General features: G+C 72.3%; 12 protein-coding genes. 5 read left to right on the top strand and 7 right to left on the bottom strand.

Features of this window, described 5'->3' with window-relative positions; genetic code table 11:
• Positions 1-3 precede the first annotated feature (3 nt).
• Both ACP4J3_RS30710 and map read right to left on the bottom strand, forming a co-directional pair.
• Positions 4-651, bottom strand: a complete 648-nt coding sequence (locus tag ACP4J3_RS30710) for a heme oxygenase (biliverdin-producing) (RefSeq protein WP_426539327.1) — start codon at positions 649-651, stop codon at positions 4-6.
• A gap of 117 nt (positions 652-768) precedes the next feature.
• Complete coding sequence (gene map / locus ACP4J3_RS30705; protein ID WP_426539326.1) at positions 769-1,626, bottom strand: type I methionyl aminopeptidase; 858 nt, start codon at positions 1,624-1,626, stop codon at positions 769-771.
• 69 nt (positions 1,627-1,695) lie between these two features.
• On the opposite strand from map, the gene ACP4J3_RS30700 reads away from it, so the two are divergent.
• The gene (locus tag ACP4J3_RS30700) at positions 1,696-1,926 is read left to right on the top strand and encodes a hypothetical protein (protein WP_426539325.1); all 231 of its coding nucleotides are present in this window, start codon (positions 1,696-1,698) and stop codon (positions 1,924-1,926) included.
• On the opposite strand, the gene ACP4J3_RS30695 is transcribed toward ACP4J3_RS30700, so the two are convergent.
• Positions 1,927-3,234 carry an MFS transporter gene (locus ACP4J3_RS30695; RefSeq protein ID WP_426539324.1) on the bottom strand — a complete coding sequence of 436 codons (1,308 nt, stop codon included), beginning with the start codon at positions 3,232-3,234 and terminating at the stop codon, positions 1,927-1,929.
• Positions 3,235-3,297: 63 nt separating this feature from the next.
• A complete protein-coding gene (locus ACP4J3_RS30690; protein WP_426539323.1) occupies positions 3,298-3,900 on the bottom strand; it encodes a methionine biosynthesis protein MetW in 603 nt (200 codons plus the stop codon).
• A gap of 157 nt (positions 3,901-4,057) precedes the next feature.
• On the opposite strand from ACP4J3_RS30690, the gene ACP4J3_RS30685 reads away from it, so the two are divergent.
• The 3 genes from ACP4J3_RS30685 to ACP4J3_RS30675 are packed head-to-tail and all read left to right on the top strand — an operon-like array spanning position 4,058 to position 6,135.
• Complete coding sequence (locus tag ACP4J3_RS30685) at positions 4,058-5,131, top strand: sialidase family protein (RefSeq protein ID WP_426539322.1); 1,074 nt, start codon at positions 4,058-4,060, stop codon at positions 5,129-5,131.
• A 38-nt stretch (positions 5,132-5,169) separates the two neighbouring features.
• On the top strand, positions 5,170-5,895 hold the full coding sequence (npdG, locus tag ACP4J3_RS30680) for an NADPH-dependent F420 reductase (protein ID WP_426539321.1): 726 nt from the start codon (positions 5,170-5,172) through the stop codon (positions 5,893-5,895).
• Between the two features lie 54 nt (positions 5,896-5,949).
• Positions 5,950-6,135 carry a hypothetical protein gene (locus ACP4J3_RS30675; RefSeq protein WP_426539319.1) on the top strand — a complete coding sequence of 62 codons (186 nt, stop codon included), beginning with the start codon at positions 5,950-5,952 and terminating at the stop codon, positions 6,133-6,135.
• Here the strand turns inward: ACP4J3_RS30675 and ACP4J3_RS30670 are convergent.
• Entirely contained in the window at positions 6,125-6,925 is an 801-nt protein-coding gene (locus ACP4J3_RS30670; protein ID WP_426539317.1) for a site-2 protease family protein, read from the bottom strand. The two genes, ACP4J3_RS30675 and ACP4J3_RS30670, sit on opposite strands and share 11 nt — an antisense overlap.
• Before the next feature lie 219 nt (positions 6,926-7,144).
• Here ACP4J3_RS30670 and ACP4J3_RS30665 point away from each other — a divergent pair, with 219 nt between their 5' ends.
• Positions 7,145-10,789, top strand: a complete 3,645-nt coding sequence (locus ACP4J3_RS30665) for an AfsR/SARP family transcriptional regulator (RefSeq protein WP_426539316.1) — start codon at positions 7,145-7,147, stop codon at positions 10,787-10,789.
• A gap of 21 nt (positions 10,790-10,810) precedes the next feature.
• On the opposite strand, the gene ACP4J3_RS30660 is transcribed toward ACP4J3_RS30665, so the two are convergent.
• Complete coding sequence (locus tag ACP4J3_RS30660) at positions 10,811-11,620, bottom strand: ABC transporter permease (RefSeq protein ID WP_426539315.1); 810 nt, start codon at positions 11,618-11,620, stop codon at positions 10,811-10,813.
• Positions 11,617-12,642, bottom strand: a complete 1,026-nt coding sequence (locus ACP4J3_RS30655) for an ATP-binding cassette domain-containing protein (protein WP_426539314.1) — start codon at positions 12,640-12,642, stop codon at positions 11,617-11,619. The genes ACP4J3_RS30660 and ACP4J3_RS30655 overlap by 4 nt, the downstream gene beginning before the upstream one ends.
• Between the last annotated feature and the right edge of the window lie 101 nt (positions 12,643-12,743).

The following is a 12,743-nucleotide window of genomic DNA, read 5'->3' as shown; positions in this document are numbered from 1 at the left end:
GCCTCACGCCGACAGCGGGAACTCCTCGCCCAGCGCCCGGAACACGGCCGTGTTCAGCGCGAACGCCCGCTTGCACTCCGCGACGATCCGCTGCTTCTCCAGGTCGTCCGCGCGCACCGCGTCCAGCAGTTCGCGGTAACCCCGCTTGAACGCCGCCGGGTTGGGGATGTCCTCGAAGACGTAGAACCGGACCCCGTCGCCCTTGCGGGCGAAGCCCCACGTGCGCTCCGCCTTGTCGCGGATGATCTGCCCGCCGGAGAGGTCGCCGAGGTAGCGGGTGTAGTGGTGGGCGACATAGCCGGCCGGCCAGCCCGCGGCGCACTCGCGCACCCGGTCCGCGTAGGCGCGGGTGGCCGGGAGCGCCGACAGCCCCGCGCGCCACCGAGGACCCCGCAGATGCGCCAGGTCCCGCTCCAGCGACGCCAGCCGGAACAGCTCCGGCCGGATGAACGGGCCGGCCACCGGGTCCGACGCCAGCCGCTCGGCGCCGGCCTCCAGGGCCTCGTACACGAACCACAACTGCTCGGTGTACCGCGCGTACGCGTCCACGCCCAGCCTGCCGCCGAGCATGTCGCTCATGAACGTCGAGGTCTCCGCCTCGGTGTGCTCTTCGTGGGAGGCGGTGCGGATGACTGTGGAGAAGGAGTCCATGGCAGCATTTTCTGAGGTTAGGCTTACCTAAGTCAATAGGTTTGCCGACGCCCTGTCGGTAAAAGCGTACCGAGAAAACCCGCCCTCCGCAGAGGACGGGTCTTGTGTCCGTTTCGGCTACGGCAGTGTCAGGATCTCCGCGCCGGTCTCCGTCACCACCAGCGTGTGCTCGAACTGAGCGGTGCGCTTGCGGTCCTTCGTGACGACCGTCCAGCCGTCGTCCCACATGTCGTACTCGTGGGTGCCCAGTGTCAGCATCGGCTCGATCGTGAAGGTCATCCCCGGCTGGATCACCGTCGTCGCGTGCGGGCTGTCGTAGTGCGGGATGATCAGGCCCGAGTGGAAGGACGAGTTGATGCCGTGGCCGGTGAAGTCGCGGACCACGCCGTAGCCGAAGCGCTTGGCGTACGACTCGATCACGCGGCCGATGACATTGATCTGGCGGCCCGGCTTGACCGCCTTGATCGCGCGGTTGAGGGACTCGCGGGTGCGCTCCACCAGCAGACGGCTCTCCTCGTCCACGTCGCCCACCAGGTACGTGGCGTTGTTGTCGCCGTGCACCCCGCCGATGTACGCCGTCACGTCGAGGTTGATGATGTCGCCGTCGCGCAGGACCGTGGAGTCCGGGATGCCGTGGCAGATCACCTCGTTGACGCTCGTGCACAGGGACTTGGGGAAGTTGCGGTAGCCGAGCGTCGAGGGGTAGGCGCCGTGGTCGCACATGTACTCGTGCGCCACCTTGTCCAGCTCGTCCGTGGTCACGCCGGGCGCGATCAGCTTCGCCGCCTCGGCCATCGCCCGCGCGGCGATCCGTCCGGCGACCCGCATCGCCTCGACGGTTTCCGGGGTCTGCACCTCCGGACCCGAGTACGGGGTCGGCGCGGGCTTGCCGACATACTCGGGCCGGCGGATGTTTCCGGGTACGGAACGGGTGGGAGACAGCTCCCCTGGTACGAGCAGCGACTGGCCAGACATGCCAGCGAGTCTAAGACAGCGGCGATGGGGGACGATGTCGGTGGCGATCCCAGGCGAAAGGAGCCGGTCATGGCCCTGTTCAAGAAGCGCACGGTCGGGAAGCCGGGCGAGTGGTACTACTGCCTCGTCCACAAGAAGGTCGAGGAGGGCCCCGAGTGCCCGGCCAAGGACCGCTTCGGCCCGTACGTCAGCCGCCAGGAGGCCCAGCACGCGATGGATCTCGCGCGGGAGCGCAACCTCGAGTGGGAGAACGACCCGCGCTGGCACGACGCCCCGACCGGCCCGGCGGACGAGGACTGATCACGCCTCGGCCGGTGCCCCCGCCGCCGCCCGCTGCTCCCGCACCCGTACCGCGTGCTCGTTCGTGCGGGCGTCGTACGTCATCAGCTTCGGCAGGCACAGCGCCAGCAGCCCCACCGCGCCCACGCACAGCACCCCGCCCGACCAGATGGACGTCCGAACGCCCTGCCAGGCGGCGATGCCGCCCACGTAGGTCTGGCCGAGCTGCGGGCCGACCGAGTACGACAGCAGCTCGATCCCGGCCAGCCGGCCGCGCAGCTCGTCGGGGATCGTCTGGTTCCACATCACCCCGCGGAAGATGCCGCTGACCATGTCGGCGGCGCCACCGAGGGTCAGGAACAGCAGCACCAGCCACACGCTGCCACAGACACCGGCGGCCGCGATGGCCACGCCCCACAGCGCCGCCGACACGACCACCGCCCGCCCGTGCCGGTGCACCCGCGAGGTCCAGCCGCTGGTCAGGCTCACCAGCATCGCACCGGCCGGGACGGCGGCGTACATCAGCCCGAGGGCCCACGGGGCGTTCAACTCGTCCGCGAGGAAGGGCAGTACGGCGAGCGGCATCGCGAAGAACATCGCCGCGATGTCGATGACGTATGTGCCGAGCAGCTCCTTGCGGCTCCAGGCGTACCGGGCGCCTTCGACGATGGCCTTCAGGGAGGGTTTGGCGGCCTCGTGGGAGGCGGGGGAGGGGGCGATGCCGAGGACGAAGGCGAGCGAGACGACGAAGGTCAGCAGGTCCGCCCCGTAGGCCCACCCGAGCCCCGCGTAGGCGACGACCACGCCCGCGAGCGCCGGGCCGGCGACACCGCCGACCTGCCAGCGCAGCGCGTTGAGGGAGGCGGCCGCCGGAAGGTGCTCATGGGCCACGATCCGGGGCCACAGCGCGTCGAGGGCGGGCCGCTGGACCGAGACCAGCGCGGAGGACAGCGCGGCGACGACGTACAGCGGCCAGATCGCGGGGCTCGGCAGCAGCGCGTTGAGCAGCAGCACCGCGCTGAGCAGCGCCTGCCCGGCCTCCGTCCACACGATCAGCTTCCGCTTGTCGACGGCGTCGGCGAGCGCGCCCCCGTACAGCCCGAACGCCACCAGCGGCACCAGCTCCACGGCCCCGATCGCCCCGACCGCCGCCGCCGACCCGGTGAGCTCCTTGATCTGCACCGGCAGCGCGACGAAGGTCAGAAAACTCCCGAAGAACGAGATCAGCCCCGACAGCCACAGCCGCCGGAAGTCTGCGGAGGCCCGCCAGGGCGCGAGGTCGGGGAGTACGGCCCTAAGCCGGGAGGGGGTGGGGGAGTCGTCGGTCACGAAGGGTCATGTTCGAAGGGCGCGGTAGCCGGAGGCAACCGGTTTTGCGGGCCCGCGGGCGCACTACCAGCGCGGCGGAGGCGGTGCCGTCAGCGACTCCGCCAGCCGGGACAGCCGGTCCCGCCAGCGGCGGCGCCCCCGGGCGGAGGGCACCGTGTTCTCGCCGGCCGCCGCGCTCACCAGGTGCTGCACCGTGTCCAGATCCAGCTCCGCGCCCTGCGGCACGACCAGTCGCTCGTGGGCCATCGCCGTCAGTTCGCCCTCGCCGCAGCCGAGCGCCAGCACCGTCGCCCCGGCCCGCCGCACGTCGTGCACCCGTTCCAGCAGCGGTGCCCCCGGCCCCTCCGGCGACACCACCAGCAGCGTCTCCCCGCGCCGCGCCGCCGCCAGCCGCCCTAGGCCGACCGCCAGATGGGCCGGATCCGAGGCGCGCGCGTCATGCCGTACGAGGGTCGGGGCCAGCTCCGGCGTCCCCGACCACGCGGCCTCGTCCACCAGATGCGCCGCCAGGTGCCACGGCTCGTACTCCCGCGTGCCGACCAGTAACAGCCCGCCCCCGTGCGCCACCGCCGACCCCCGCAGCGCCCCCGCGAACCGCCGGGTCGCCCCCAGCCACTCGGTCCCGGCGAGCACTTCGCGCAGCAACGCGACACGGACGGCATCCATACGGCCGCATCCTGCCGTAACCGACCACTCGTGACCCGGAGTTCACCACGAATTCGCCCAACCTGGGCAGAGGCCTTCGTTATCCCGCGCGACCGCCCACCATGTGATACCCGCCGTGTGATGCCCGCCGCGTGAATCGGCCATCCGAGGAGTCCCCATGACAGAGACCAGCGTCCCGTTCCGCGCCGGCCGTGAGGGCTACGCGAGCTTCCGGATCCCGGCTGTCGTCGCCACCGCCGCCGGGACCCTCCTCGCCTTCTGCGAGGGCCGGGTGGACTCCGCCGCCGACCACGGGCACATCGACATCGTGCTGAAGCGCTCGACGGACGGCGGTCGCACCTGGGGACCCCTCGAGGTGGCCGCCGACAACAGCTGGCACCTAGCCGGCAACCCCGCCCCCGTAGTCCTCGACACCGGTCGCGTCCTGCTCGTCTACCTCCGCAACCACGCCGACGCCACCGAGGCCGGCATCCTGCGTGGCGAGGTCTCCGACGCCGACGGCCGCCGGATCTGGGTGCGGTACAGCGACGACGACGGCGTCACCTGGTCCACCTCGAGGGAGATCACCGCGCAGGTGAAGCGGCCGGAGTGGCGGTGGTACGCCACCACACCCGGCCACGCCATTCAGCTCGGCACCGGCCGGGTCGTCGTCCCCGCCAACCACACCGTCCCGCCCACCGGCACCGACATCGGCACCGAGGCCCGGTACAACAGCGGCCACTGCCTGCTCAGCGACGACCGGGGCGAGACCTGGCGCATCGGCTACGTCGACGAGAACACCGACGGCTACATCAACGTCAACGAGACCACCGCCGCCGAACTCCCCGACGGCCGCGTCTACTTCAACACCCGCAACGACAGCCCGTCCCCCGGCAACCGCGCCGACGCGTACTCGCAGGACGGCGGCGAGACCCTGGTGAAGCCCTTCCGCCCGCAGGCCGGCCTCACCGCCCCCATCTGCGAGGCCAGCATCCTGCAACTGCGCGACCCCGACGTCCTGCTCTACTCCGGCCCCGCCGACCCCGCCGCCCGCGCCCTGATGACCATCCGCGCCTCCACCGACGGCGGCGTCACCTGGCGCTCCGCGCACACGGCGGACGGGCTGCCCGCCGCGTACTCGGACCTCGTACGGATCGACGCCGACACGGTCGGACTGCTGTACGAGACCGGCGACTTCGGCCCGTACGAGACCATCACCTTCAGGCGGGTGCCCGTGACGGACCTCACCTGACCCATCGGGGTCGGGCGGGGCGGACGTAAAGTCGGCCCATGACCTCTACCGACAGTGCACAGCAGCCCACCGACGCCCCCGCGAAGGCCCCGGCCAAGGACCCCTGGGACCTTCCCGACGTCTCCGGGCTCGTCGTCGGCGTGCTCGGCGGGACCGGGCCGCAGGGCAAGGGCCTCGCCTACCGGCTCGCCCGGGCCGGGCAGAAGGTGATCATCGGCTCCCGGGCCGCCGAGCGCGCGCAGGCCGCCGCCGACGAGCTCGGGCACGGTGTCGAGGGCGCCGACAACGCCGAGTGCGCCCGGCGCAGCGACCTCGTGATCGTCGCCGTACCGTGGGAGGGCCACGGCAAGACCCTCGAATCCCTGCGCGAGGAGCTGGCCGGCAAGCTGGTCGTCGACTGCGTCAATCCGCTCGGCTTCGACAAGAAGGGCGCCTACGCGCTCAAGCCCGAGGAGGGCAGCGCCGCCGAGCAGGCCGCCGCCCTGCTGCCGGAGTCCCGGGTGACGGCGGCCTTCCACCACCTGTCGGCGGTCCTGCTCCAGGACCCGGAGATCGAGGAGATCGACACCGATGTGATGGTCCTCGGCGAGGTGCGCGCGGACGTGGAGATCGTCCAGGCGCTGGCCGGCCGCATCCCCGGCATGCGCGGCATCTTCTCGGGGCGGCTGCGCAACGCCCACCAGGTGGAGTCGCTGGTCGCGAACCTGATCTCGGTGAACCGCCGCTACAAGGCACACGCGGGGCTCCGCGTCACGGACGTATGAGGCGATGGGGGACACTGGTCGGCGTAGCAGTGTCCCCCGAAGGAGCCGAGTGAAATGCCGCGCCTTGGTGTCTATGCCCTGATTGTCTGTGTGCTCGCCGTGGCCGCGGCGGTCGTGTCCTTCTCCCAGGGAAGCTGGCTCGGGATCGTGTGGGTGCTGCTCGCGGGGCTGTCGTCGAACATGACGTGGTACTACGTCAGGCGGGCCAGGGACGCCCGGCGGGACTCCGTCACGAGCTGATCGAGCACAGCTCGTTCGACTCCCGCCAGAAGCGGAACAGGTCGTAGCCGCAGTACGTCTCGAAGTCGCTGATGCCCAGGCCGCGCAGCAACGCGTCGATCACGTCGAAGAACGCGACGTTGATCGACGGCACCCACAGCAGCGCGAACACGAAGAGCAGGCCGAACGGGGCGAACGGCTCCACCTGCCGCCTGATGCCGTGCGACAGCCAGGGCTCGATCACGCCGTAGCCGTCCAGGCCCGGGACCGGCAGGAAGTTCAGGATCGCGGCCGTGACCTGGAGCAGCGCGAGGAAGGCGAGCGCGAACCGGAAGTCCCGCGGCACGCCGTCCAGCGCGTCCAGCCAGAACGGCGCGGTGCACACGACGGCGAAGAGCACGTTGGTCAGCGGCCCCGCGGCCGAGATCAGACTGTGCCGCCAGCGCCCCCGGATCCGCGCGCGCTCGATGAAGACGGCACCGCCGGGAAGACCGATGCCGCCCATGATCACGAAGATCACCGGGAGCACGATGCTGAGCAGCGCGTGCGTGTACTTCAGCGGGTTGAGCGTGAGATAGCCCTTCGCGCCGATCGAGATGTCACCGCTGTGCAGGGCGGTACGCGCGTGTGCGTATTCGTGCAGACACAGCGACACGATCCACGCGGTCGTCACGAACAGGAACACCGCCAGCCCGGGCTGCTCGGCGAACCCGGTCCAGGTGGCCCAGCCCGTCACCGTCATGACGGCCAGAATCCCGAGGAAGACGGGGCTGATCCGCCGCTCGCTGCGGCGGCTGAGGGCGGTCGTCATGGGGACGGGCTCCTGGGGGACGGGGCGGAAGGACCTGCCCGACGGTACCGGGCGTACGAGCGTACGGGGAAAACGTCTCGCGGTGGGGTGGTGGTTCCGGAGAGGGTGGGGGACACGGGACATGGGGCTTTGGCGGGCCACCGGGTCCGGTGGCATGGGCGCCCGGCCGCCCCGCCGAGCCCGCCAACCCTGTGACCGCCCCCGACTCCACCAGAGACAATGGACCCCGTGCGCTATCGCATCCTCGGCACCACCCAGGCACTACGCCCCGACGGCCGCCCCGTCCCGGTCGGCGGGGCGCGGCTTCGCGCGCTGCTGACCGTGCTGGCACTGCGGGGCGGGCGGACCGTGACCGTGGGGCTGCTCGTCGACGAGGTGTGGGGCGCGCAGCCGCCCGCCGACGCCACCGGCGCGCTGCAGGCGCTCGTCGGACGGCTGCGGCGGGCCCTCGGGGCGGACGCGATCCTCTCGGCGGAGGGCGGCTACCGGCTCGCCGCCGCGCCCGACGAGATCGACCTGCACCGGTTCGAGCGGCTCGTCGGCGAGGGCACGCGCGCACTGGCCGACGGCGACCCCGCCAAGGCGGCCGGCGTCCTCGACGACGCCCTCGCCCTGTGGCGCGGCCCCGCCCTCGCCGACCTCCCCGACCGCACCGCCGAGGCGGCCCGCCAGGAGACCCGCCGCCTCGACGCCCTGCGCGCCCGGCACGCCGCCGCCCTCGCCCTCGGCCACGCCGAGCAGTCCCTGCCCGAGCTGACCGCCCTGTGCGACGGCCACCCGCTCGACGAACCCCTCCAGGCCCTGCGCCTGCGCGCCCTGCGCGACGCGGGCCGCACCGCGGAGGCGCTGGCCGCCTACGAGGACGTACGCCACCTCCTGGCGGACCGGCTCGGCTCGGACCCGGGACCGGAACTGCGGGCCCTGCACGGGGAGTTGCTCCGGCCGGCGGAGGACGCGCACCCGGGCGGGACCGGTTCGGGCACGCGAGGTGCCGGCGCCCATGCGCCGGTAGACGCCGCCCGCGGCAGCCGCGGCGCGGAGGCGGAGGCCAGCGGTTCGGGGCGTATGCCCGCAGTCCATGAGCCGGTCGGCGCTGCCGGCGGCAGCCACGGCACGGAGGTGGCCGCCCACGGCGCGGAGGCGGAGGCCAGCGGTTCGGGGCGTATGTCCACAGTCCATGAGCCGGTCGGCGCTGCCGGCGGCAGCCACGGCACGGAGGTGGCCGCCCACGGCTCGGAGGTGGAGGCCAGCGGTTCGGGGCGTATGCCCGCAGTCCATGAGCCGGTACGCGCCGCCCGCGGCAGCCACGGCACGGAGGCGGAGGCCCACGGTCCGGGGCGCACGCCCGCAGCGCCCCCACCCACCGGCAACCTCCGCGCCCGCCTCACCTCCTTCGTCGGCCGCGAGGGCGACATCGATGCCATTCGCGGCGACCTCGCCACCGCCCGGCTCGTCACCCTGCTGGGCCCCGGCGGCGCCGGGAAGACGCGGCTGTCGCAGGAGGCCGCCGAGACCGTGCGGGACGCGGCGCCGGACGGGGTGTGGCTGGTCGAGCTCGCGCCGGTCGACGACCCGGAGGCCGTACCGGAGGCCGTGCTCACCGCCGTCGGCGCCCGCGAGACCGTGCTGTACGGCGCCGGCGCCGAGGCCATGCGGGCGGCGAACGAGCGGCACGACGACCCCGTGGAGCGGCTCGCCGAGCACTGCGGCAAGCGCCGCATGCTGCTGATCCTCGACAACTGCGAGCATGTCGTGGAGGCCGCCGCCCGCCTGGTGGAGGAGGTGCTGGAGCGCTGCCCGGAGCTGACGGTGCTGGCCACCAGCCGCGAACCCCTCGGCGTACCGGGGGAGTTGCTGCGCCCCGTGGACCCACTGCCGGAGCCCGTCGCACTGCGGCTGCTCGCCGACCGCGGGGCCGCCGCCCGGCCCGGGTTCAGCACCGAGGACGACCCCGAGGCCTGCGCCGAGATCTGCCGGCGGCTCGACGGACTCCCGCTCGCCATCGAACTCGCCGCCGCCCGCCTGCGCATGCTGACCCCCCGCCAGATCGCCGACCGGCTCGACGACCGCTTCCTGCTGCTCACCTCCGGCAGCCGCACCGTCCTGCCCCGCCAGCAGACCCTGCGGGCCGTCGTCGACTGGTCCTGGGAGCTGCTGGACGAGGACGAACGGGAGGTGCTGCGCCGGCTGTCCGTCTTCGCCGGCGGCTGTGACCTCGCCGCCGCCGAGGCCGTGTGCGGACCCGCCGCACTGGAGGCGCTGGGCTCCCTCATCGACAAGTCCCTCGTCGTGGCCGCGCCTTCGGGCGAGGGGGAGATGCGCTACCGGTTGCTGGAGACCGTCGCCGAGTACGCGGGCGAACGGCTCGACGAGACCGGGCGGCGGGCCGGAGCCGAGCGCGCGCATCTGACGTACTACCGCGAACTCGCCCGCACCACCGACCCGTTGCTGCGCGGCCCCGGTCAGTTCGCCGCCATCGAGCGGCTGGAGCGCGAGTACGAGAACCTGCGCACCGCCCTGCGGCACGCGGTCGCCGGCCGCGACGAGCAGGAGGGGCTGTGCCTGATCCTGTCACTGGTCTGGTACTGGCAGATGCGTGACCTGCGCGTCGAGGCCCGCAACTGGTGCCGGGACGTCATGGCCCTCGGCCCCGACCCGTTCGCCGAGCCCGCCACCCCCGCCGCCCCCGTCCGGGAGCGCTGCACCGACACCCCGCCGCCGTGGACCGGGGAGATCCTCGAAGAGGCCCGGCGCGGTGTCCACCTGGCTCATCTCGCCTGTATGGACACCGAGCTGGACGCCTGGCAGACCCCCGGGGCGCAGGCGAAGCTGCGGGCCATCGCCGCCACCTACGAGCCGGGGATGCCGCAGACCTGCCGCGTCCCCGGCTCCCTGTGGGTCTTCGCCGTCATGCTCACCGGGGACATGGAGCGGATGCGGGTGGTCGTCGACGCCACCGTCCGTACCGCGCGCGAGACACCCGGATACGAGTGGGAGCTCGCCGCGGGCCTGCACTGGCGCGCCAATCTGCTCGCCAACCGCAGCGACTGGGCCGGCGATGCCACCCGCGACGCCGACGAGGCGCTGGAGATCTACCGGCGTCTCGGCGACCTGTGGGGCACCGCCGAGGCGCTCTCCGCGCGGGCCGAGGCCCATGAGCGCAAGGGGCGCTTCGACATCGCGGGAGCCGACTACGAGGCGGCGATCGAGATCGCCGAACGGCTCGGTGCCCGGGCCCAGGGGGCGGTGCTCAAGGCCCGGCTCGGCAGCGCGCTGCTGGAGACCGGGGAGGGCGAGCGCGGTGAACGGATGCTGCGCGAGGTGATCGCCGCGAGGGACGGGGTGAGCAACGAGGGGATGCCCGCCGCCCGGCTCTTCCTCACCGCCCGGCTCGGCATGACCGGCCGGATCGCCGAGGCACGCGAGCAGCTCCGGCTGCTGCGCGAGGAGTTCCGTATCGCCCACTTCATCCTCTTCGACGCCTTCATCCTCGGCTCGGAGGCCTGGGTGGAGGCGGTCGACGGCCGGTACGAGGACTGCCTGGCCAAGGTCCGCCAGGCGCTGGAGCGCTCCGCGGAGCCTTTGTCCGAGGCCATCGCCCCGCACATGCGGGCCTTTTACCTGCACATCGCCGCGATCGCCCTCGCTCATGTCGCCGACGGGAGCCGCGCGTGCGACGGCGCCCGCTGTCTGGCCGTCGGCGACGCGTTTCTGCCGGCCGGGCATGTCGCTTCGTCCATCGAGCGCGAGACGCACGCCAAGGCCGAGCGGGCCCTGCGCTCCGCACTCGGCGACGAGACCTTCGAGGCGGCGTACGCGGAGGGCGGCGGCCTGACCCCCGAGGAGGCCGCCACCCTCGTCTGACGCGCGAGCACGGCGTCCGCGTCAGCTCTTGGTACGGAACTTGTGGATCGCGACCGGCGCCATCACCGCCGTGATCGCCACCGACCAGCCCAGCGTCACCCACAGGTCGTGCGCGACCGGGCCGCCCACCATCAGCCCGCGCGCGGCGTCGGCGAGCGTGGACAGCGGGTTGTAGTCGGTGAAGGCCTGCAGCCAGCCCGGCATCGAGTTCGTCGGCGCGAAGATCGACGAGCCGAACTGGAGCGGGAACAGCACCAGGAAGCCCATCGCCTGCACGGACTGGGCGTTCTTCAGGACCACGCCGAGGGTGAGGAACACCCACATGATCGACGAGGCGAACACCGTGGACAGCCCCACGGCCGCGAACAGGCCGGGCCAGTTGTTGATGTCGAAGCCGACCAGGACGGAGACGATCATCAGCACGGTCGTCGCGAACAGCATCCGCAGCAGCTCCACGGAGATCTTCGCGAACAGCACCGAGCCGCGTCCGATCGGCAGCGACCGGAAGCGGTCCATGACGCCGGAGTTGAAGTCCTGGCTGAACCCGGTGCCGACGCCCTGCGACAGCGTCATGCTCATCATCGCGATCATGCCGGGGATCACGTACTGCACGTACCCGTCCTGACCGCCGCCGAGGGCCTGCCCGATCGAGCCGCCGAAGACGAACACGAACAGCAGGGTGAAGACGATCGGCATCAGCAGCGCGTCGAACATCGACTCGGGATCCTGCCGGATCCACAGCAGGTTGCGGCGTACGAGGGCGCCGGTGTGGCGCAGATGGCCGCGCAGCGGGATGCGGGCGTCATTGGTGGAGACGGTGGTGGCGCTCATACGGCGACCTCCTCGCGGTCGTCGGCGGGCACGGTGTCCTGGGGCGCACTGGCGCGGTGGCCGGTGAGGGAGAGGAACACCTCGTCCAGGCTGGGCAGTTCGGTGGTGACGGAGGCGAGCGTGACCCCGCGCGCGGTGATGGCACCGACCACGGCGGTGAGCTGCTCGTCGCTGAGGATCGGCACCAGGAGGGTGCCGGTGGCGGTGTCCACGGTGGTGGTGGCGAGCCCGGTGATGCCGAGCTCGTCGAGGTACCCGGCGAGCGGGCGCAGTTGCAGGGCGTCGACCGGGCGGACCCTGAGCGTGCGCCCGCCGACCTTGGCCTTCAGTTCCTCGATGCCGCCGGCCGCGACGACCTTGCCTCGGTCGACGACCGTCAGCTCGCCGGCCAGTTGCTCGGCCTCCTCCATGTACTGCGTGGTCAGCAGCACGGTCACCCCGTCCCCGACCATGGCCTTGACCTCGTCCCACACCTCGTTGCGGGTCCGCGGGTCGAGTCCCGTGGTCGGCTCGTCCAGGAAGAGGACGGAAGGCCGCCCGATCATGGAGGCGGCGAGGTCCAGCCGCCGCCGCATACCGCCGGAGTAGGTGGAGGCGGGCCGCTTGGCGGCCTCGGTCAGCGAGAACCGCTCCAGCAGCGCATCGGCACGCGCGCGTGCCTCCTTGCGGGGCAGATCGAGCAGCCGCCCGATCATGTACAGGTTCTCCCACCCCGGGAGCTTCTCGTCCACGGACGCGTACTGCCCGGTCAGCCCGATCACCCGGCGCAGTTGCCGGGGCTGCCGTACGGCGTCGTATCCGGCGACGGTCGCCTGCCCGGCGTCCGGCGCCAGCAGCGTCGACAGGATCCGCACCAGGGTGGTCTTGCCCGCTCCGTTCGGTCCCAGCACCCCCATGACGGTGCCCTCACGCACATCCAGGTCCACACCGTCCAGAGCCTTGGTCTCGCCGTAGTGCTTGACCAACCCCCGCACGCGGACGGCGCTGCCCGCGCCGCCCGGCTTGTCGTCGATTCGCATCATGGGGACGACGGTGCCAGGCGGTACCGACAAATTACCGACAGGTCACCGACACGCCGGTTCGGCAGCGCCCCAAAGGGGCGCGGGGCTGTATCGATATGCGG

The sequence above is a fragment of the Streptomyces sp. UG1 genome, from assembly GCF_049974585.1.
GTDB lineage: Bacteria > Actinomycetota > Actinomycetes > Streptomycetales > Streptomycetaceae > Streptomyces.
This window is presented reverse-complemented; position numbering and strand designations above follow the sequence as displayed.

Bases quoted from the DNA above. Each gene is read 5' to 3' on its own strand.
- ACP4J3_RS30665 (WP_426539316.1), top strand. From the start codon at position 7,145: ATGGACCCCGTGCGCTATCGCATCCTCGGCACCACCCAGGCACTACGC.
- map (WP_426539326.1), bottom strand. From the start codon at position 1,626: ATGTCTGGCCAGTCGCTGCTCGTACCAGGGGAGCTGTCTCCCACCCGT.
- ACP4J3_RS30685 (WP_426539322.1), top strand. From the start codon at position 4,058: ATGACAGAGACCAGCGTCCCGTTCCGCGCCGGCCGTGAGGGCTACGCG.
- ACP4J3_RS30655 (WP_426539314.1), bottom strand. From the start codon at position 12,642: ATGATGCGAATCGACGACAAGCCGGGCGGCGCGGGCAGCGCCGTCCGC.
- ACP4J3_RS30675 (WP_426539319.1), top strand. From the start codon at position 5,950: ATGCCGCGCCTTGGTGTCTATGCCCTGATTGTCTGTGTGCTCGCCGTG.
- ACP4J3_RS30700 (WP_426539325.1), top strand. From the start codon at position 1,696: ATGGCCCTGTTCAAGAAGCGCACGGTCGGGAAGCCGGGCGAGTGGTAC.
- ACP4J3_RS30690 (WP_426539323.1), bottom strand. From the start codon at position 3,900: ATGGATGCCGTCCGTGTCGCGTTGCTGCGCGAAGTGCTCGCCGGGACC.
- npdG (WP_426539321.1), top strand. From the start codon at position 5,170: ATGACCTCTACCGACAGTGCACAGCAGCCCACCGACGCCCCCGCGAAG.
- ACP4J3_RS30660 (WP_426539315.1), bottom strand. From the start codon at position 11,620: ATGAGCGCCACCACCGTCTCCACCAATGACGCCCGCATCCCGCTGCGC.
- ACP4J3_RS30710 (WP_426539327.1), bottom strand. From the start codon at position 651: ATGGACTCCTTCTCCACAGTCATCCGCACCGCCTCCCACGAAGAGCAC.
- ACP4J3_RS30670 (WP_426539317.1), bottom strand. From the start codon at position 6,925: ATGACGACCGCCCTCAGCCGCCGCAGCGAGCGGCGGATCAGCCCCGTC.